This window comes from Cellulomonas chitinilytica (assembly GCF_016862675.1).
GTDB classification, from domain to species: Bacteria; Actinomycetota; Actinomycetes; order Actinomycetales; family Cellulomonadaceae; genus Cellulomonas; species Cellulomonas chitinilytica.
Genome location: NZ_BONK01000010.1, coordinates 150827 through 170189 on the forward strand (window position 1 = coordinate 150827; position 19363 = coordinate 170189).

The window sequence follows — 19363 nt, forward strand, 5'->3', positions numbered from 1 at the left end:
GGCACCCGCCCCGTCCGTCGTCCGGCAGGACGCGCGTCAGCCCGCGAACGCGGCCTTGAGCACGTCGAGCGGCAGCGACCCCATCCCGAGGGCCCGCGCGTGGAACGCCCGCAGGTCGAGCTCCTCGCCGCGCTTCGCGGCGGCAGCGGCGGCCTCGTCGCGGGTCTGCTCCCACAGCCGCTGGCCGATCTTGTAGGACGGCGCCTGCCCGGGCCAGCCGAGGTACCGGTTCCACTCGAAGCGCACGAACGGCTCGGGCATGTTGACGTTGGCCCGCAGGAACTCCCAGCCCTTGTCGGCGTCCCACGTGCCGCCACCCCAGCGCTCCGGCACGCGCAGCCCCAGGTGCACGCCGATGTCGAACACGACACGGGCGGAGCGCAGGCGCTGGGCGTCGAGCATGCCGAGGCGGTCGCCGGGGTCGTCGAGGAACCCGAGGTCGGCCATGAGCCGCTCGGCGTACAGCGCCCAGCCCTCCGCGTGGCCGGACGTCATGCACAGGAGGCGGCGCCACCCGTTGAGTGTCGCCCTCTGGTACACGGCCTGGCCGACCTGCAGGTGGTGACCGGGGACGCCCTCGTGGTAGACGGTCGTCTTCTCGCGCCACGTGTTGAACGTCGTGACCTCGGGCGGGACCGACCACCACATGCGGCCGGGGCGGCTGAAGTCGTCGCTCGGGCCCGTGTAGTAGATGCCGCCGGTCGTGGTCGGCGCGATCCGGCACTCCAGGGTGCGCATCGGCGCGGGGATCTCGAAGTGCCGGCCGTCGAGCGCCTCGATGGCCGCGTCGGACGTCTCCTGCATCCAGGCCCGCAGCGCCTCGGTGCCGTGCAGCTGCCGCGCAGGGTCGGCGTCGAGCTGCGCGACGGCGTCCTCGACGCTCGCACCCGGCCCGGCGACCTCCGCGGCGACGGCCTCCTGCTCGGCGATGACGCGGTCGAGCTGGTCGACCCCCCAGGCGTACGTCTCCTCGAGGTCGACGGTCGCGCCGAGGAACGTCCGGGACCACAGCGCGTACCGGTCGCGGCCCGCGGCGTCCTGCTGCGGCGCCTGCGGCGCGAGCTCGTCGCGCAGGAACGCGGACAGCGTCGCGTAGGCGCCCCGGGCCGCCGTCGCGCCGCGCTCCAGCTCCGCGCGCACCAGCGAGCAGGACGCCGAGTCGTCGAGCACGGCGGCGGCCTCCTTGCCGCCGACGAACGACGTGAAGAACGACTCCGCGGGGTCGGCGAGCTCCGCGGCCTGCCGGGCGGCCTCGACGACCTGGCGCACGGCGGCGACCTGACCGGCGGCGGCCGCCGCACGCAGCGACTCGACGTACCCGGCGACCGTTCCGGGCAGGGCGTTGAGCCGCGCGGCGACGTTCTCCCACGCCTCGACCGTGCCGGTCGGCATGAGGTCGAACACGTCGCGCATGCCCTGGACGGGCGACGCGATGTTGTTCAGGTCGCGCAGCAGCTCGCCGGCGTCGTCGTGCTCGACGAACAGGCCGAGCCGCTCGCGCATCGCGGCGAGCGTCACGTCGTCGACGTCGTCGCGCGGCGACAGCCCGTCGAGGGCCTGGAGCGTCGAGCGTGCCGCGTCGGCCCTGGCCGCGTGGCCGGCGGGGGAGTAGTCGGTCGACTCGTGGTCGTGGCCGGCCACACCGATGCTCGTCGCCGCGAACGGGTCGAGCGTCGCGAAGGTGCTGAGGTAGGCCTCGGCCACGGCGTCGATGGCGGAGGGCTCACGAAGGTCGGGCGTCGTCGTCACCCGCCCGACCCTACTGGGCGGTACGCGAGCGTTGAAGCGTTCCAGCCACACCCGCCCGGCGGGTCAGCCGCGCAGGCTCCAGCGCCACGCGTCGGGGCCGGTCCGGACCGCCCCGCCCCCGCGCACCGTCCGGCTGCGGTCGTTCCACGCCGACGGCGCCGGCGCGTCCAGCTCGTCGTGGTGGCGGTCGTCGGAGCCCGCGGCGAGCAGCCCCGCGACGAGGGCCGCGAGCTCGACGTCGTCCGGGGTGCCCCGGACCACCTGGACGTGCGCGTCGGTCACGACCCGCCGTCCTCGTCCTCGTCCTCCTCGAACAGCACCGGGGCCCCGCGCGAGACGCCCCACTCGGAGACCGCGAACCCCGCGTCCACGAGCCGCTGCGCGATGTCCGCGCCGCCCCCGTCGATCAGGTCCAGCACCGAGTCCAGCGACATGTCCGACGCCTGCGCCTGCGGCCCCACGACGAACCCGAGGTGGAACGTGTCGACGGCGTCGGGGGTCGGCGGCGCGTCCGCGTCGGTCTCGTCCTCGTCGCCCCACGACATCCCCGTGAGGTCCGCGTGCATGCCCAGGCGGTCGTGCAGCAGGTCGTAGAGCTGCGCGTTGAGCGCGCCGATCTCGCCCTCGAGCGACAGCACGCGCGGGTCCTCGTCGGCCTCGTGCGCGCCGAACTCGGCCCGCACCCCGACCGCCGTGTCGACGTACCCGTGCAGCGCGGCGCTCAGGAGCTCGACGGCGGCGTGCAGCTCCGAGGCGTCGATGCCCGTCAGCGGCTCCGTGCTGTGCGAGTGCTCGTGGTCGTCGTGGTCGTGCTGCTCGTCGTGCAGATGGTCGTTCAAAGGGGCGGTCCTCTCAGAGCGGGATGTTGCCGTGCTTCTTGGGCGGCAGGCTCGCGCGCTTCGTGCGCAGCAGGCGCAGCGCCTTGACGATCTCCGTGCGGGTCCGCGACGGCTCGACGACCGCGTCGACGTAGCCGCGGTCGGCGGCGTCCCACGGGTTGACGATCGCCTCCTCGTACTCGGCCGTCAGGCGGCGGCGCTCGGCCTCGACGTCCCCGCCGTCCTTCGCGACCGCGGCGAGCGCCCCGCGCTGCAGGATGTTCACCGCACCGCCGGCCCCCATGACCGCGATCTGCGCCGTCGGCCACGCGAGGTTCACGTCGGCGCCGAGCTGCTTCGAGCCCATGACGATGTACGCGCCACCGTACGCCTTGCGGGTGATGACCGTGACCAGCGGGACCGTCGCCTCCGCGTACGCGTAGATGAGCTTCGCGCCGCGCCGGATGATGCCGTTCCACTCCTGGTCGGTGCCGGGCAGGAAGCCGGGGACGTCCACGAACGTGAGCACCGGGATGTTGAACGCGTCGCACGTGCGCACGAACCGGGCGGCCTTCTCGGCGGCGTTGATGTCGAGGGTCCCGGCCATCGCCATCGGCTGGTTCGCGACGACCCCGACCGGGTGCCCCTCGACGTGGCCGAACCCGATGATGACGTTCTGCGCGTACAGCGGCTGGACCTCGAGCAGGACCCCCTCGTCGAGGACGTGCTCGATCACCGTGCGCATGTCGTACGGCTGGGTGTCGGAGTCGGGGACGAGCGTGTCGAGCTCCTCGTCCTCCGCCGTGACCGACAGGTCCGCGTCGTGCGGGTAGGCCGGCGGGTCCGTGAGGTTGTTGGCCGGCAGGTACCCGAGCAGCGAGCGGACGTAGTCGAGCGCGTCGTCCTCGTCGGACGCCATGTAGTGCGCGACGCCCGAGCGGGTGCTGTGCGTCGTCGCGCCGCCGAGCTCCTCGAAGCCCACGTCCTCGCCGGTCACCGCGCGGATGACGTCCGGGCCCGTGATGAACATGTTCGACGTGCCGTCCGCCATGACGATGAAGTCCGTCAGCGCGGGGGAGTACACCGCACCACCGGCCGACGGGCCGAGGATGAGGCTGATCTGCGGGATCACGCCGCTCGCGGCCACGTTGCGGCGGAAGATCTCCGCGAACTGGGTCAGGCCCGCGACGCCCTCCTGGATCCGCGCGCCGCCGCCGTCGCTGATGCCGACGAGCGGCACGCCCGTGCGCAGCGCCAGGTCCATCACCTTGGTGATCTTCTGGCCGTGCACCTCGCCGAGGCTGCCGCCGAAGACCGTGAAGTCCTGCGAGTACACGCACACCGGCCGGCCGTCGACCGTGCCGTGCCCCACCACGACGCCGTCGCCGGGGATGCGCTTCTTCTCGAGGCCGAAGTTCTGCGAGCGGTGCCGCACGAACGCGTCGAGCTCGGTGAACGAGCCCTCGTCGAGCAGCGCCTCGATGCGCTCGCGGGCGGTCTTCTTGCCGCGCGCGTGCTGCTTGTCGACCGCGGCCAGCTCGGCGGCCTCGCCGGCGCGGTGCCGCTCGGCGAGGTCGGCGAGCCTCCCGGCGGTGCCGGTCGGCGGGGACTGCGGGGCGGACGTCTCGGCGGCGTCGTCGATCTGGGTCACCCGACCGAGGCTAGTTGTGGAACCCCACCATGCGCGTGCAGGGCGATCACGGTGTTGCGGGTCCGCCGTCGTCGGGATCCCACAAGAGGCAGGCCTGTCCGTGGTGGGCCGGCGCAGGTCATCATGGGCGCCATGCCCACCGACGACACCCGCGCCCCCCTCGACGTCGCCGAGCTCCGCCGTCTCCTGCTCGCACCCGACGGGCCGCTCGCCCGGGTCGAGGTGGTGCAGAGCACCGGGTCCACGAACACCGACGTCGTCGACGCCCTCCGGGCCGACCCCGAGGCGTGGCCCGACACCGGCCTGCTCGTCGCGCACCACCAGACCGGTGGCCGGGGCCGGGCCGGCCGCGGCTGGGAGACGCCCGCCGGGACCGCGCTGACCTGCTCGTTCGTCGTCCGCCCGCACGCACCCGCCGAACGCTGGGGCTGGCTGCCGCTCCTCGCCGGGCTGGGCGCCGTGACGGCTGTGCGGGCCACCGCGGGGGTGCCCGCGCTGCTCAAGTGGCCCAACGACGTCCTCGTGCCCGCCGGCACCGCGGTCGAGGGGTGGGGGGCGTACCGGAAGGTCGGAGGCATCCTCACCGAGGTCGTCCCCGCGCCGCCCGGCCACGACCCGGCCGTCGTCATCGGGATCGGCCTGAACGTGTCGCAGACGCTCGCCGAGCTGCCCGTCGAGTCCGCGTCGTCGCTCGCGCTCGCGGGTGCCCAGCACGTCGACCGGCTCGGGCTCGTCGTCGCCCTCGTCACCGCGCTCGACGAGGTCGCCAGCCGCTGGCGTGTCGCCGGTGGCGACGCCCGGGCGTCCGGCCTGGCCGACGAGGTCGCTGCCGTGTGCGGCACGATCGGTGCCCGCGTCCGCGTCGAGCAGCCGGGCGGCGGGTCGACGACGGGGGTGGTCCAGGGGCTCGACGACGACGGAGGGCTCGTGCTCGTCGACGACGCCGGCGACAGGCACCACGTCCTCGCGGGTGACGTGCGTCACGTCCGCGACGCCGGGTGAACTACCCTCGACGCGTGCCCGACGACCCCTCCAGCCGCGGCGCCGACGTCCCGGCCGACGCACCGGCCGACGTCGCCGCCGGCATGCCCGACCGGCACGAGCTCGAGTTCGTCGAGTCGACCGTCGGCGACCTCGACGCCGCGCTCCTCGGCGGCCCGCGCACCCTCAGCGCGAGCGACCTCGCGGCGCGCGCCGACATCGACCTCGACGTGGTCCGCGGCTTCTGGAGCACCCTCGGGCTGCCCCACGCCGCCGCCGACGACGCCGTCTACACCGAGAGCGACGCCGAGGCCGTCGACCGCGCCGCCGCGCTCGTCCGGGAGCACGGCCTCGACATCAAGACCGTCATGACCGTTACCAGAGCGCTCGGCCACACGTCCGACCGCCTCGCGCTGTGGCAGGTCGAAGCGCTCGTCGAGGACATGAGCGACCGCTACGAGCTCGACGACACCAGCGCCCGGCTGCTCGTCCTCGACCGGCTCGCCGACCTCGCCCCCGTGCTCGAGGCGCAGCTCGTCCACTCCTACCGGCGACAGCTGTCCGCGATCGCCGGCCGGTACGCCGCCGAGTTCGGGCACGTGCGCGGCGGCGACACCGACCGGTCCGCCCTGCCGCTCGCCCGCGCCGTCGGGTTCGCCGACATGGTCTCGTTCACGCGACGCACCGCCGGCCTCGGGTCCACCGACCTGTCGCAGTTCGTGCAGCGCTTCGAGGCCGCCGCGCGCGACGTCGTGACCGCCGCCGGGGGCCGGGTCGTCAAGACCATCGGGGACGCCGTGCTGTTCGTCGCCGACGACGCCGCGACCGGTGCGCGCATCGCGCTCGGGCTCGCCGAACAGCTCGGCAGCGGGCTCGACGTGGGCGTCGCGAAGCAGATCGCCGGGCTCGCCGACGGGGCCCGCGGGGTCACCCCCGTCCGGGTGGGGTTCGTGTGGGGGCGCGTGCTGTCGCGGTTCGGCGACGTGTTCGGGCCGCACGTGAACCTCGCCGCCCGGCTCACCGACATCGCCGAGCCCAGCACCGTGCTCACCGACCCGGCCACCGCAGAGGCGCTCGCCGGCGACCCCGCGTTCGTGGTCGAGCCGCTGCCCGCGCGTGACCTGGCGGGCATCGGGAGCGTCACACCGGTGCGGCTGACGGCTGCGCCTGCCTGACGGCTGCGCCGCCTGCTCGGCGGAGGGTGCGCCTAGCTCTCGGGCTCCGGCTCCACCGGCTCGACGAGGTCGGGGCCGTTGTTCGCCACGGCATTGACCTGCGTCGACACGGGCGTCGCGACGATGGCCGGAGGCTCGGCGTCGAGCAGCGCGGCCGCCTCGCCGGCGGTCGTGGCTGGGCTGAGCCAGGCGTCCCACGCCTCCGGACGCAGCATGAGCGGCTGCCGGTCGTGGATGTGGGCGAGCTCGTCGGTGGCGGGGCGCGTGATGACGGTGGTGCTCACGAGCCAGCGATCGGGGTCGTCGTCGGCCTTCGTCGGGTCCTTCCAGAACTCGTAGAGGCCGGCGAGCGCGACGACCTCGCCGTCCTCCGGGTGCAGGTAGAAGGGCTGCTTGCGCTTCGTCGTCGCGCCCGGGCCGGGCTTCTTCCACTCGTAGTAGCCGTCCGCGGGCAGCAGGGCACGCCGGGTCGCGAACGGCCGCGCGAACGCCGGCTTGTCGGTGACCGACTCGACCCGGGCGTTGATCATCCGGCTGCCGACCGACGGGTCCTTGGCCCACGACGGCACCAGTCCCCAGCGGGCGACCCGCAGCTGGCGGGTCACCTCGCCCGTCTGCTTGTCGGCCCGTTCGACGACCATCCGGACGCCGTCCGTCGGTGCCACGTTCCAGGACGGCCCGAGCAGCCGGACGTCGTCCGCGACGGTCGCGATGGCGAACTCGTCGGCCAAGGTCTGGTCCTCGCGGAAGGACGCGTATCGCCCGCACATGGCACCAGGGTCCCAGGTGGCGCCCACATGGTGCGGACGGACCGCGGTCCCGTGCCGGACGAGCGCACGGGACCGCGGACCGCGCGGGATCAGGCCTCGTCGAGCCGTGCGCGCACGTCGTCGTCGAGCACCAGGTCCACCGCGGCGAGAGCGTCGTCGAGCTGCTCGACGCTGCTCGGGCCCACCAGCGGCACGACGGGCACCTCGCCGCCCATGAGCCACGCCAGGGCGACGCGCTCCGGGCTGACGCCCAGCTCGTGGGCGACCTCGCGGAGCACCTGGCGGCGGTGCCGGCCGCCGACGTGGTCGGTTCCCCCGGACAGCGGCCGGTCGTCCCGGGACAGCGCACCCTTGAGCACGGGCGAGTACGCGACGACCGCCAGCTGCGGCCGGCCCTCGACGCCCGTCGAGGCCGCGTAGTCGAGCAGGTCGCCCGTGATCCAGTTGGTCCGGAACGGGGTCTGCGTCGGGACCAGGTAGCCGCCCTGCTGCTGCACGACGCCGTACGGCGCCACGCCGAGCCGCTCGGCGGTGGCGCGTGCCTCGACGACCCGCCACACCGTCACGTTCGAGATGCCGGGGACGGTGACCGCGCCGTCGGCGACGAGCTCGCCGAACGCGCCGACCGTCTCCTCGAGGGGCGTCTCGCGGTCGTCGACGTGGCCGTAGAGGACGTCGAGCCGGTCGACGCCGAGGTGGCGCATGCTCTCGAACGCCTCGCGCTTGACGACGTCGGCGCCGAGGCCCTCGAAGTTCGTCGGCGCCTCGCCGGACAGCGGCAGCGCCGGGTCCTTCTTGCCGGCGCCGCACTTCGTCGCGACCCGGACGAGACCGGCCGCGCCGCGCGACCGGATCCAGCGGCCCAGCACGTCCTCGCTCTCGCGGCCGTGGCCGCCGGGGATCCAGGCGTTGTAGTTGTTCGCCGTGTCGACGAACGTGCCGCCGGCCTCGACGAAGCGGTCGAGGATCGCGAACGCGGTGTCCTCGGGGGTGCTCGTGCCGAAGTTCATCGCGCCGAGGCACAGCGTGCTGACCTCGACGGTCGCCGTGCCGGTGCCGATCGTGCGGTGCTGCATGAGGACTCCTCGTGTGGTCGAGCCGTCGGCCCTGCGCGTCGGGGCCACACGTCGACCGTAGGAGGTGAGCGGCCCGGTGGTACGGTCCGACTTCATGCGGATCGACCAGACCACTTCGCTCGTCGGCGCCGATCCGCTGCTGACGCTCGACGGTGCCGGGCCGCTGCGTGACCAGCTCGCGCGCGCCGTGCGCACGGCCGTCCGCGACGGCCGCCTGCCTCGCGGGGCCGCCCTGCCGCCGAGCCGTGCGCTCGCGGAGGGCCTCGGCGTCTCGCGGTGGGTCGTCACGGAGGCGTACGGCGAGCTCGTCGCCGAGGGCGTGCTCGAGGCGCGCACCGGGTCCGCGACGCGCGTCGGGCAGGGCGGGTGGACAGGACCCGTGACGACCCAGGCGGGTGCAGGTGCGCCAGGGCCGTCGCCCGGGTCGGGAGCCCCGCGGCCGTCACGACCGGCCGAGCAGCCGCGCCCCGCACGCCTGCGGTACGACCTCGGCCCCGGCGTCGCCGACCTGCGCCACCTCCCACGTCAGGCCTGGGCGCGCGCGACCCACGACGCCGTGATGCTGGCGACGCCGTCCGACCTGCTGGGCGCCGACCCGCGCGGCACCCCTCGGCTGCGAGCGGTGCTCGCGGCCCGGCTCGCCGCGTCGCGGGCCGTCGTCGCGGAGCCCGACGACGTCGTCGTGACGCACGGGTCGAGCGACGGGGTCGCGCGGGTCGCGCGCACGCTCGTCGCGGACGGTCACCGGGCGCTCCTCGTCGAGGACCCCGGCTGGCCGGTCCTGCGCGACGTCGCGCAGCACGCCCGCCTCGCGATCGTCCCCGTCCCCGTCGACGCCGACGGGGTCGACACCGACGCGCTCGTGCGGGCCGCGGAGCGTTCCGGTGCCCGGGCCGCGCTCGTCACGCCCGCGCACCAGTTCCCGTCGGGCGGCGTGCTCGCACCTGCACGACGCGAGGCGCTCGTCCGGTGGGCACGCAGCGTCGACGGCGTCGTGCTCGAGGACGACTACGACGCGGAGTTCCGCTACGACCGGCGACCCGTCGCCGCGCTGCAAGGGCTCGCACCCGACCGGGTCGTGCTCGTCGGGTCGCTCAGCAAGACCCTCGCGCCCGCGTTCGGCATCGGGTGGCTCGTCGGGCCGCGACGGCTCGTCGGTGACCGCACGCCCGGCGACGCGCGCCACGGCATCGGCGAGGGCCCGCTGGGCGGAGCCGGGCTCGACCGGTTCGTGCCGCCGCCACCCGTGCTGCACCAGCTCGCGTTCGCCGCGCTCGTCGCCGACGGCTCCTACGACCGTCATCTCCGGGCCGCCCGGACCAGGTACCGACATCGGCGGACGGCGCTGCTCACAGCGCTCGCGGCTGCCCTGCCCGAGCTGCCCGTGTCCGGGGTCGCCGCGGGGCTGCACGCGGTGCTCGCTCTGCCCGCCACGGCCGACGAGGGCCGGGTGGTGCGGCTCGCCGCGCAGCGGCAGGTCCACGTCGTCCCCGCAGGGCGGTACCACGTGGTGCCCGACGGGCGGCCGCCCGCGCTCGTCCTCGGCTACGGCAACCTCGTCGACGCGGTCCTGCCGGAGGCGGTCGCCCGGCTGGCCGACGCGATCCGGGCCGGGACGCGCGGGGCGTGACCCGGTGGGGCGGGCGGGGCGTGACCCGGTGGGTGGCCGGGCGGCTGGTCCGGTGTGGCGGCATGACCGGTGCGTGACGGTGTCCGAAGGGCGGCGTGACCGACTCATGATGTCGACCGAGGGTGCCGACGCCGAGGCGGGTGACATTGGCAACACCGCAGGTTGACGCGGGTCGAATCGATTCGCGTCGGGGCGGCGGCGATGTGAGACTGGACCGCGATGAGCTTGCGCACGACCCACGACCCCGCCGCCGATCCCGCCCGCCACCGACCCTCGTCGAGCCGCCGATGACCACGCACCTGAGCCCGGGCCGCCACACCACCCACCCCGGTTCCGCCGTCCCCACGCCGTCCGTCCCGACGGCGTCCGTCCCGACGCCGGCCGTCGCCGGCCCGTCCGTCGTCGCCCCGGCGGCGACCCTGGGTCCGGCACCGACGAGCCTCCCGGAGAGGGCCGAGCCCGCAGCCCCCGACGCCGCGGCGACGGCGCCGGCGTTCCGCCCCAACGCCAAGTACGTCCTGCTGCTCGGCATGATGTGCGCGCTCCCGGCGATCTCGAACGACATCTACCTGCCGTCCCTGCCGGACGTCGCCCGCGACCTGAACACGTCCGCGACGGCCGCCCAGCTGACGATGACCGCGATGATGGTCGGCGGCGCCATGGGCCAGCTCGTGATCGGCCCGCTGTCCGACCGGTTCGGCCGGCGGCGCCCGGTGCTCATCGGCGTCGCGCTGCACGTCGTCACGTCGGTGCTGTGCGCGCTCGCGCCGTCGATCCTTCCGCTCATCGGCATCCGCGTGGCCCAGGGCTTCTTCAACGCGGCCGCGACCGTCGTCGCGATGGCCGTGATCCGCGACCGCTTCGTCGGCGCCGACGCGTCCCGGCTGATCTCCCGGCTGATGCTCGTCATCGGTGTCGCCCCGCTGTTCGCGCCGTCCGTCGGCGGGCTGATCGCAGGGGAGGTCGGGTGGCGCGGCGTGTTCGGCGCGCTCGGGCTGTTCGGTGTCGCGCTGTGGCTCGTCGTCTGGCGCCGGCTCCCCGAGACCCTCCCGCCCGAGCGGCGACGCGACGGCGGGATGCGCACCGCGATGTCGGGGTACCGCCGGCTCTTCCGCGACCGGCACTTCCTCGCGCTCGCGCTGATGCCCGGCCTCGGGAACGCCGTGCTCATGAGCTACGTCGTCGCGTCGCCGTTCGTCCTCCAGGAGGGGTACGGGCTGTCCGCGCACGAGTTCTCGCTCCTGTTCGCCGTGAACGGCCTGGGGCTCGTCGGCGGCGCGCAGGTCAACGCCGCGCTGGTCCGCCGGGTCGCGCCGATCCGGATCATCCGGGTCGCGCTGCCGCTGTCCGTCGCGTTCACCCTCGGTCTGCTCGCCATCGCGATCACCGGATGGGGCGGGCTCGCCGCGATCCTCGTCGCGCTCTGGCTCGTGCTGGCGCTCGTGAACCTCGCACCGCCGAACGCCTCGGCGCTCGCCCTGAGCCGGCACGGCGAGATCGCCGGCACCGCGGCCGCGCTCATCGGGGCGATCGGCATCGGGGTGTCGGCGGTGATCAGCCCGCTGTCCGGTCTGCTCGGCGGTGACTCGGTCGCGATGGCCGGCGTCATGGTCGGCGCGGCCGTCGCGGCGCTGCTCGTCCTCGCCGTCGCGACCCCTGCGTACCGTCGCGGTGGTGCCTGGGCGGCCTGAGCCGCGCAGGTCCGCACAGGTGCGCACCGGCGGGTGCGGCGGTCGGCCCGGCCCGGCCCGCCCGGCCCGCCCGGCCCGCCCGGCCCGGCCCACCCGGCCCGGCGCGGGTCCGGCGGGTCGTGCGTGAGGTCGTGCGGCCGGTCGGGACCGACGAGTCGCGGCGTGCTCAGCGCGTGCCGAGGGCCCGCAGGCGGCGGACCGCCTCCTCGAGGACGTCGTCCCGCTTGACGAACGTGAAGCGCACCCACGAGCGCAGCGCGACGTCGGCGGGCGACCCGGTGTGCGTGAAGGCCGAGACGGGGACGCCGACGACCCCGGCCAGCTCCGGCAGCGCGTGGCACAGGGCCTCACCGTCGTCGAACCCGAGCGGTGCCGCGTCGGCGAGCACGAAGTACGTGCCGTCGGGGCGGACGACCCGGAACCCGGCGTCGACGAGACCCGCGCAGAGCAGGTCGCGGCGGCGCGTCAGCGACGCGGCCAGCTCGTCCACCCAGGCCGTGACCTCCGGGTCCCGCAGCGCGAACGCCACGGCCGGCTGGAACGGCGCCCCCGAGACGTAGGTGAGGAACTGCTTCACGGTCCGCACGGCCGTGACCAGGTGCTCCGGTCCGGTCACCCAGCCGATCTTCCAGCCGGTGAACGAGAACGTCTTGCCCGCCGACGACACCGTCAGGGTCCGCTCCGCCATCCCGGGCAGCGTCGCCACCGGGACGTGCTCCGGGCGAGCGGGTCCCCCGAGGAGCAGGTGCTCGTACACCTCGTCCGTGACGACGACGGCGTCGTGCGCGACCGCGAGACGCGCGACCACCGCGAGCTCGTCCCGCGTCAGCACGGTGCCCGTCGGGTTGTGCGGCGTGTTCAGCAGCACCAGCCGGGTGCGGTCCGTGAACGCCGCCGTCAGCGCCTGCTCGTCGAGCCGGAAGCCCTCGGTCGTGGGGCGCAGCGGCGCGGTCGTGTGCGTGGCGCCCGCCATCGCGATGACCGCCGCGTACGCGTCGTAGAACGGCTCGAGCGTGAGCACCTCGTCGCCCGGGCCCGCGAGCGCGAGGACGGCCGCTGCGAGCGCCTCCGTGGCCCCCGCCGTGACGAGCACCTCCCGGTCGAGGTCGAACCGCAGGCCGTACCGGGTGAGCTGGTGCTCTGCGACCGCCTCCCGCAGCGCCTGGATCCCCGGGCCCGGCGGGTACTGGTTGGCCCCCTGCGCGATGGCGTCCGCCGCGGCGCGTGCGACCGACGCCGGACCGTCGACGTCCGGGAAGCCCTGCCCGAGGTTGAGCGCGCCCGTCCGGGTCGCCAGGGCCGACATCTCCGCGAACACCGTCGCGCGGACGTCACCGCTCGGGGTCAGGAGCCCCGTCGCCCGGGCCACGTCACGCCAGCGAGGGGTCAGTACGGTCGGGATCGTCACCCCGCGAGGATAGGCCGGGCGGTGCGACGACGGGTCCGCCGGGCTCGGCCGCGGGCGCGGACGACACCGCAGCGTGCCTCGGGCGTCTCAGAGGATGCCGGCCGCCGCCATCGCACCGACGACGACGAGCATCGCGATCGACGCCCAGGCACTCAGCACCCACCACTCCACGTGGTGCCTGCGCGGGACGCGCACCGGGTGTCGGTCAGCCATACCTTCACCATCGGCAGGTCCGTCCGGAGGTACAACGTCCCGCGCCGCGCGACCCCGAAATCACCCAGATGCGCGCGGGTCCGCGGGCGAACCGCGGCGTCGCCGACGCCGGGGGGGCCGGACGAGCGCTGGACGCGTCCCGCGCGCATCCGCGGCGAACCGCACACCCGGCACGACGACGCTGCCCGGCGAGCACCGAACGGGAGCGGCCTCGTCCCTCGGCCGAGGGTCAGGTCTGCGTCAGCCCGACGTCGCGGCCCGCAGGTCGTCGCCCAGGGACGCGAGCTCCTGCGACAGGTCGTCGAGCGCGTCCGCCGCCTCACCGCCCGCGTCGGCCTTCGCCGCGTCGAGCTGCTGGCGTGCTGCGTCGAGCTCCGCCTGGGCGTCCGCGATCGCCTCCTGGCTCTGCTCCGTGCCGTCGGCCTTCGCCTTGTCGAGGGCCGCCTGGGCGTCGGTGACGGCCTGCTGCGCCTGGGCGACGGCCGCGTCCGCCTTGGCCTTGGTGGTCGCGTCGAGCGAGCTGAGCTTCTCCTTGGCGGCCTCGATCTCGTCCTTCGCCTCCTGGGCCTGCTGGCGCGCGTCCTCGAGGGACTGGCGGGCCTCGTCGACGGCGCTGCGTGCGCTGCTGGCGGCATCCTTGGCCTGCTGGGCGGCGTCGTCGATGTCGGAGTCGGAGCAGGCGGCGAGGCCGGCGGCCACGCCGACGCCCAGCGCGAGCGCTGCGAGGCGCGAGGTGGTGCGGGTGCGGAACGACCGGGGTGTCGTCCGTGTGCTGTGGGGGCCGATCGGGAGCACGGGGTCCTCCTGGGGGTCGGGTCCGCCACAGTCTGCCCGCCCGTCGGCCGCGGCGCCCGCCGGTCCCGTGCTCGTCCGTCCCGACGGCGGCACCGATCTGGACGATCGCCCGACTGCGCGCGCTGCCGGTGCGCCTCGCGCGAGCGGTCCCCGCGATGGCGGCGACCGCTCGCGCGGCGCTCTCCCCTGGGTCGCGGCGACCGCTCGCGTGGCGCTCTCCCCAGGGTCGCGGCGACCGCTCGCGTGGATCGGTCCCCTGACAAGGCGATGCCTCGCCCGGCGGGTGGTCAGCCGGGCGAGGCATCGGGGCGAGCAGGACGGCCGCTCCCGCAGAGGGGGGGCAGGGCGGCCGCGGAGGACTCAGGCCTCCAGCTGCTCGCTGCGGCGCGTACGGACGTCCTCCAGCGACGTTCCGTAGTAAGCCGCCGTCAACAGGTCCTTCATGTCGTCGATCATCGGCATCCGCGGGTTGGCGGGTGCGCACTGGTCCTCGTAGGCGCCCATGGCGACCTCGTCGAGCCGGGAGATGAACTCCTGCTCGTCGACGCCCTGCGCCTGGAAGGACGACGGGATGCCGACCTTGGAACGCAGCGCCTCGACCGCGAGGGCGTACGACTCCACGCCCTCGGCCGGCGTGGAGGCCGGCAGGCCGAGCATCGCGGCGATCTGCTGGAACCGCTCCGGCGCGACGTAGTGCTCGTACTTCGGCCAGCTCGTGAGCTTCGTCGGGACGGTGCCGTTGTAGCGGATGACGTGGGGGAGCAGCGTCGCGTTCGTGCGGCCGTGCACCAGGTGGTACGTCGAGCCGGTCACGTGCGCCATGGCGTGCACGATCCCGAGGAACGCGTTGCCGAAGCTCATCCCGGCGATCGTCCCGGCGTTGTGCATCTTCTCCCGGGCGTCCCGCGTGGCGGGGTCGTTCGGGTCCCCGTTCACGGACATGGCCAGGTTGTCGAAGATGAGGCGGATCGCCTGCAGGGCCATGCCGTCCGTGAAGTCGTTGGCGTAGACGCTCACGAACGCCTCGGTGGCGTGGGTGAGGGCGTCGAAGCCGGAGTCCGCCGCGAGCGACGGGGGCATCTTCGAGGTGAGGACGGGGTCGATGATCGCGACGGTCGGGGTGAGCGCGTAGTCCGCGAGCGGGTACTTCTTGCCGGCGTCCGGGTCGGAGATGACCGCGAACGGCGTGACCTCGGCGCCCGTGCCCGACGTCGTCGGGATGCAGACGAGCTGCGCGAGCTCGCCCAGGACGGGGAACTTGAACGCACGCTTGCGGACGTCGAAGAACTTCTGCTTCAGGTCGGAGAACTCGATCTCCGGGTGCTCGTAGAGCAGCCACATGACCTTCGCGGCGTCCATCGGCGAGCCGCCGCCGAGGGCGATGATCGTGTCGGGCCGGAAGTGGCGCATCTGCGCGGCGCCCGCCTGGACGGTCCGCACCGACGGCTCGGGCTCGACCTGGTCGATGATCTGCAGCGCGACCTTGTTGGGACGGCGGTTGAGGACGTCGATGATCTTGTCGACGAAGCCCAGCGTGGTCATCGTGGCGTCGGTGACGATCGTGACGCGCTCGACGTCGGCCATGTCCGACAGGTAGCGGATGGCGTTCGGCTCGAAGTACGTCTTCGCCGGGACCTTGAACCACTGCAGGTTGTTGTTGCGGCGACCGACCCGCTTGACGTTGATGAGGTTCACCGCCGAGACGTTGTTGGACACGGAGTTGTGCCCGTACGACCCGCAGCCCAGGGTGAGCGACGGGATGAACGCGTTGTAGATGTCACCGATGCCGCCGAGCGAGCTGGGGGCGTTCGCGATGACGCGGACGGCCTTCACCCGGCTGCCGAACTCCTCGGTCAGGGCGTCGTCGCGCGTGTGGATCGCGGCGGAGTGGCCCAGGCCGTCGAACTCGACCATCTGCTCGGCCAGGGTGATGCCGTGCTCGGTGGACGTCGCACGCAGCACCGCGAGGACCGGCGCGAGCTTCTCGCGGGTCAGGGGCTCCTGGGGGCCGACACCGGAGACCTCGGCCAGGATGATCGACGTGTCGGCCGGGACGCTGAAGCCGGCCTTCTCGGCGATCCACTGCGGCGACTGGCCGACGACGGACGGGTTGAGCTTGGCCTCGGCGCAGTTCGTGCCCTCGGCGTCGACGCCGAAGATGAACTGCTCGAGCTTGGCCTTCTCGGCGGGCGTGGCGCGGTAGGCGTGCAGCACGGCGAACTCGCGCATGGCCTCGTCGTAGATGACGTCGTCGAGGATGACGGCCTGCTCGGAGGCGCAGATCATGCCGTTGTCGAACGCCTTGGACAGCACGACGTCGTTGACGGCCCGCTTGAGCTTGGCGGTCTTCTCGATGTAGGCGGGGACGTTGCCGGCGCCGACGCCGAGCGCGGGCTTGCCGCACGAGTAGGCGGCGCGGACCATCGCGTTGCCGCCGGTCGCGAGGATGGTGGAGACGCCCGGGTGGTTCATCAGGGCGTTGGTGGCGGCGATCGAGGGCGTCTCGACCCACTGGATGCAGTGCTCGGGGGCACCGGCCGCGATCGCGGCGTCGCGGACGACCTTGGCGGCGGCGACGGAGGACTTCTGGGCGCTCGGGTGGAACGCGAAGATGATCGGGTTGCGCGTCTTGAGCGCGATGAGCGACTTGAAGATCGCGGTCGACGTCGGGTTCGTCACGGGGGTGACGCCACAGATGACGCCGACGGGCTCGGCGATCTCGGTGATGCCCCGCAGGTCGTCGCGGCTGATCACGCCGACGGTCTTGAGGTCCGCCATCGAGTTCGTCACGTGCTCGCACGCGAAGATGTTCTTGACGGCCTTGTCCTCGAACACGCCGCGGCCGGTCTCGTCGACGGCGAGCTTGGCGAGGTGCCCGTGCTGGTCCAGCGCGGCGACCGAGCCCTTCTTGACCAGGCGGTCGACGTCCTCCTGCGTGAAGCGGGAGTACTCGGCGAGGGCCTTGGTCGCGTTCGCGACGAGCTGGTCGATCGACGCGGTGATGTCAGCCTCAGGCGTCGTCGGCGCGGGTGCGGTGGTCGACGCGGCGCTGGCGCCTGCTGCGACGACGGTGTCGGCCTTGCGGCCCTTGGACGTGCGCGACGTGCTGGACTCGGTGACGGTCACCGTGGGCTCCCCTTGAGCAGGTAACAGGTGGTGGGTTCGCTCCGACGCTGGAGATCGCGGTTGCGACAGGAACGACGCTATTGAGCGAACTCGTCGGATGAATGGGGCGAAGGTCCTGACCTGCGCACCGGGTGGTGTGCCGCAGTGTTCCCGCAGGTCACGGGCCCCGTCGCTCCTCGATCGCGCGGAAGTCTCGTGGATCACACCGCCGCGGCCGGACGCCTGTCGGGACTCCACGCTTCGTGCCGCCGCTCAGGACCGAGGTCGTCGGCCGGAGCGTTGACGATCCGCCCCGCCCGCGACCAGAACGTGTACCGCGGAACGGGCCAACCTCGGGGCAGGCGGGTGTCAGGCTCGCGCGGACGTGCCGGATCCCGCCGCCGCTGCCGTCCGCCTCCACGGTGAGAGCCGTCGGGCGGCGCTGTGCGCCGCTCGATCGTCAGGTCCAGCCGGTGCACCTCGTGGTGGTGGTAGACGCACAGCAGCACCCCGTTGGCGACAGAGGTGCGCCCGCCGTCCCGGTCCCACCACCGGATGTGGTGGACCTCGCCCACCGCGCCGGCTTGCCGCACCCGTTCCACGCGCATCGCTGGTCGCGGACGATCACCGCGCGTCGCTGGGCACCGGTGTAGACCCGGCGGGTCCGGCCGAGGTCGGTGGGTGTGCCGTCGGCGGTCACGGCGATCCGGGTCACCTCGCAGTCGCACAGCGCCCGGGCCAGCACGGACATCGGGACGGGCGCGCCGTCCTCGGTCGTGGCCGGCGGCACCGGCGACCGGTCGAGCTCCTGGCCGGCGGCGCGGGCGGCGTGGTGGGCGCGCAGCTCGGCCAACGTCTCCACGGGCACGACGAGCGAGACGTGCGGTCGCGCGGACGCCCCGGAGCGGCCGGGAGCCTCGGGCGCGACGCCGTCCGGGCCGTCGCCGATCCGAGCGCCCACCAGGTCGCCGCGCTGGCCGCGTCCCACCCGGCCGGTCGCGAGCGACCTCTCCGCCAGCGCCACGAGTGCGTCTGCCGTCGCCTGCTCGGGCGACCGGTCCGGTCCTGGCACCTCGCCGACCGCCTCGACCGCCAACCGGAGCGCCTCACCGGCCCTCCGGTCGAGCCGCCCGCGCAGGAACGTCCCGTCGGGCCGGTCGGTCAGCACGAGGAACCGTTCGCGCCGCTGCGCCTCGTGGTCCCGCTCGAGCGCACCCGGCTCCATCGTCGCGACCAGGTGCGCGAGCGACCGCGCGAACTCGGGCGCCGTCTGCGACCGAGCCATCCGCACGACGGCCTCCTGCCCTTCGTCGGACGAGAGCTGCTCAGCGACGGCGAGCGATGCCCGGGCGGTGGTCCGTGCGACGGCGTCGAGGTGCTCGAGCGGCACCCCGCCGGACCGCACCGCTGCCGCGACGACGGGCATCGCCACGAGCGCGTCCGCCTGACGCATCTGCCGCGAGGCCTCGCCCAGCCCGAGCCGGGCGCGTCGCGCACGCGCCGCCTCGAAGGACCTGTCACCGGGTCCGACCGACGTCCCTGCCGCCCGCTCCGCCACCAGCAGGTGAGCCCGTGCCGTCGCCACCGCACCGGTGACCCGATAGAAACCTGCCAACGCCGCTTCCCGCGCCTCGCGGCTCCAGCCCCCGGCGTCACGCACCTCGTCCACGAGCGCGTCGAGGAGCCTCACGAGTGCCGCGAGGGGCGGTGAGGTCGCGAGCGACGGTTCGAACATACGTACGATTCTACGCCGCTCGACATGACAGTCAACCCTCTGACCTGCGCAGATGCGTCATCGAACCGTCCATAGGCCGCGTCATCCACAGGGCGGACGCGAGCTAGAGCCTGCCGTCCGTGGGCCGCCGCGACGGCTGATCCGGCGACTCCCGCAGGCACCGGAAGCGTTCGACCCCGGGGTACTTCTCACCGAGCGACGTGATCGAGAACCCGCACCGGCGGTAGAACTCCACGCTGTGCCGATCGGTCTCCGCCTCGACCCACCGGTACCCGCTCACGAGCGAGACCTCGTCGAGCAGCAGACGCCCGAGCCCGGACCGACGCCTCGTCCGCTCGACGGCGAGCGCCCGGACGACGAAGCCGCCATCCCTCTCACGACCGACCGCCGCGGCCACCGGTTCGTCGTCGACGCAGACGACGACAGCTGGGAGGGAAGCGACCAGGGCGGAGGCCGTCTCGGGGTGCGGACCCGCGACGGCGTCCTCCAGGAGCTCGGCGACCTGAGCCCGCGCGACGGCCGGGACCGCCCCCGTCCACGTCTGCAGTCGGCCACTCATGCCGGTG

16 protein-coding genes are annotated in these 19363 nt (G+C 74.0%); 4 read left to right on the forward strand and 12 right to left on the reverse strand.

Annotated elements, in window-relative coordinates; translation table 11 throughout:
• Positions 1-36: 36 nt before the first annotated feature.
• From Cch01nite_RS15025 to Cch01nite_RS15040, 4 genes are all read right to left on the reverse strand, one after another.
• On the reverse strand, positions 37-1749 hold the full coding sequence (locus tag Cch01nite_RS15025) for a DUF885 domain-containing protein (RefSeq protein ID WP_203756644.1): 1713 nt from the start codon (positions 1747-1749) through the stop codon (positions 37-39).
• Between the two features lie 63 nt (positions 1750-1812).
• On the reverse strand, positions 1813-2031 hold the full coding sequence (locus Cch01nite_RS15030) for an acyl-CoA carboxylase epsilon subunit (protein WP_203756646.1): 219 nt from the start codon (positions 2029-2031) through the stop codon (positions 1813-1815).
• Complete coding sequence (locus Cch01nite_RS15035) at positions 2028-2588, reverse strand: hypothetical protein (RefSeq protein WP_239070632.1); 561 nt, start codon at positions 2586-2588, stop codon at positions 2028-2030. Before Cch01nite_RS15035 ends, Cch01nite_RS15030 begins: the two co-directional genes overlap by 4 nt.
• A gap of 13 nt (positions 2589-2601) precedes the next feature.
• Positions 2602-4218, reverse strand: coding sequence for an acyl-CoA carboxylase subunit beta (locus tag Cch01nite_RS15040; RefSeq protein WP_203756648.1), 1617 nt, complete (start codon positions 4216-4218; stop codon positions 2602-2604).
• A gap of 132 nt (positions 4219-4350) precedes the next feature.
• Between Cch01nite_RS15040 and Cch01nite_RS15045 the strand changes: the two genes are divergently transcribed.
• On the forward strand, positions 4351-5220 hold the full coding sequence (locus Cch01nite_RS15045; protein WP_203756649.1) for a biotin--[acetyl-CoA-carboxylase] ligase: 870 nt from the start codon (positions 4351-4353) through the stop codon (positions 5218-5220).
• A gap of 83 nt (positions 5221-5303) precedes the next feature.
• Positions 5304-6374, forward strand: coding sequence for an adenylate/guanylate cyclase domain-containing protein (locus Cch01nite_RS15050; protein WP_203756906.1), 1071 nt, complete (start codon positions 5304-5306; stop codon positions 6372-6374).
• Positions 6375-6406: 32 nt separating this feature from the next.
• On the opposite strand, the gene Cch01nite_RS15055 is transcribed toward Cch01nite_RS15050, so the two are convergent.
• The gene (locus tag Cch01nite_RS15055) at positions 6407-7144 is read right to left on the reverse strand and encodes an SOS response-associated peptidase (RefSeq protein ID WP_203756651.1); all 738 of its coding nucleotides are present in this window, start codon (positions 7142-7144) and stop codon (positions 6407-6409) included.
• 89 nt (positions 7145-7233) lie between these two features.
• Positions 7234-8220: an aldo/keto reductase gene (locus Cch01nite_RS15060; RefSeq protein ID WP_203756661.1), complete on the reverse strand. Its 987-nt coding sequence runs from the start codon at positions 8218-8220 to the stop codon at positions 7234-7236.
• Between the two features lie 94 nt (positions 8221-8314).
• On the opposite strand from Cch01nite_RS15060, the gene pdxR reads away from it, so the two are divergent.
• Both pdxR and Cch01nite_RS15070 read left to right on the forward strand, forming a co-directional pair.
• Positions 8315-9850 carry a MocR-like pyridoxine biosynthesis transcription factor PdxR gene (pdxR, locus tag Cch01nite_RS15065; protein ID WP_203756662.1) on the forward strand — a complete coding sequence of 512 codons (1536 nt, stop codon included), beginning with the start codon at positions 8315-8317 and terminating at the stop codon, positions 9848-9850.
• A 287-nt stretch (positions 9851-10137) separates the two neighbouring features.
• The gene (locus Cch01nite_RS15070) at positions 10138-11541 is read left to right on the forward strand and encodes a multidrug effflux MFS transporter (protein WP_203756667.1); all 1404 of its coding nucleotides are present in this window, start codon (positions 10138-10140) and stop codon (positions 11539-11541) included.
• 166 nt (positions 11542-11707) lie between these two features.
• On the opposite strand, the gene Cch01nite_RS15075 is transcribed toward Cch01nite_RS15070, so the two are convergent.
• From Cch01nite_RS15075 to Cch01nite_RS15100, 6 genes are all read right to left on the reverse strand, one after another.
• Entirely contained in the window at positions 11708-12949 is a 1242-nt protein-coding gene (locus Cch01nite_RS15075; protein WP_239070643.1) for a pyridoxal phosphate-dependent aminotransferase, read from the reverse strand.
• 87 nt (positions 12950-13036) lie between these two features.
• Positions 13037-13162 (reverse strand): molybdopterin oxidoreductase, encoded by a 126-nt coding sequence (locus Cch01nite_RS15080; RefSeq protein WP_203756670.1) that lies wholly within the window; start codon positions 13160-13162, stop codon positions 13037-13039.
• A 240-nt stretch (positions 13163-13402) separates the two neighbouring features.
• Positions 13403-13957, reverse strand: a complete 555-nt coding sequence (locus Cch01nite_RS15085; RefSeq protein ID WP_239070646.1) for a hypothetical protein — start codon at positions 13955-13957, stop codon at positions 13403-13405.
• A gap of 360 nt (positions 13958-14317) precedes the next feature.
• Positions 14318-17083, reverse strand: a complete 2766-nt coding sequence (gene adhE / locus Cch01nite_RS15090; protein WP_203756672.1) for a bifunctional acetaldehyde-CoA/alcohol dehydrogenase — start codon at positions 17081-17083, stop codon at positions 14318-14320.
• Positions 17084-17522: 439 nt separating this feature from the next.
• Positions 17523-18797, reverse strand: coding sequence for a DUF222 domain-containing protein (locus Cch01nite_RS15095; RefSeq protein ID WP_203756674.1), 1275 nt, complete (start codon positions 18795-18797; stop codon positions 17523-17525).
• 103 nt (positions 18798-18900) lie between these two features.
• Positions 18901-19356 (reverse strand): GNAT family N-acetyltransferase, encoded by a 456-nt coding sequence (locus tag Cch01nite_RS15100; protein WP_203756676.1) that lies wholly within the window; start codon positions 19354-19356, stop codon positions 18901-18903.
• Positions 19357-19363: the final 7 nt, after the last annotated feature.

What these genes read in the sequence shown, in the direction of transcription:
- Cch01nite_RS15095 (WP_203756674.1), bottom strand. Translation starts at nt 18,797, where the DNA reads ATGTTCGAACCGTCGCTCGCGACCTCACCGCCCCTCGCGGCACTCGTG.
- Cch01nite_RS15070 (WP_203756667.1), top strand. Translation starts at nt 10,138, where the DNA reads ATGACCACGCACCTGAGCCCGGGCCGCCACACCACCCACCCCGGTTCC.
- Cch01nite_RS15100 (WP_203756676.1), bottom strand. Translation starts at nt 19,356, where the DNA reads ATGAGTGGCCGACTGCAGACGTGGACGGGGGCGGTCCCGGCCGTCGCG.
- Cch01nite_RS15050 (WP_203756906.1), top strand. Translation starts at nt 5,304, where the DNA reads ATGCCCGACCGGCACGAGCTCGAGTTCGTCGAGTCGACCGTCGGCGAC.
- Cch01nite_RS15045 (WP_203756649.1), top strand. Translation starts at nt 4,351, where the DNA reads ATGCCCACCGACGACACCCGCGCCCCCCTCGACGTCGCCGAGCTCCGC.
- Cch01nite_RS15060 (WP_203756661.1), bottom strand. Translation starts at nt 8,220, where the DNA reads ATGCAGCACCGCACGATCGGCACCGGCACGGCGACCGTCGAGGTCAGC.
- pdxR (WP_203756662.1), top strand. Translation starts at nt 8,315, where the DNA reads ATGCGGATCGACCAGACCACTTCGCTCGTCGGCGCCGATCCGCTGCTG.
- Cch01nite_RS15080 (WP_203756670.1), bottom strand. Translation starts at nt 13,162, where the DNA reads ATGGCTGACCGACACCCGGTGCGCGTCCCGCGCAGGCACCACGTGGAG.
- Cch01nite_RS15055 (WP_203756651.1), bottom strand. Translation starts at nt 7,144, where the DNA reads ATGTGCGGGCGATACGCGTCCTTCCGCGAGGACCAGACCTTGGCCGAC.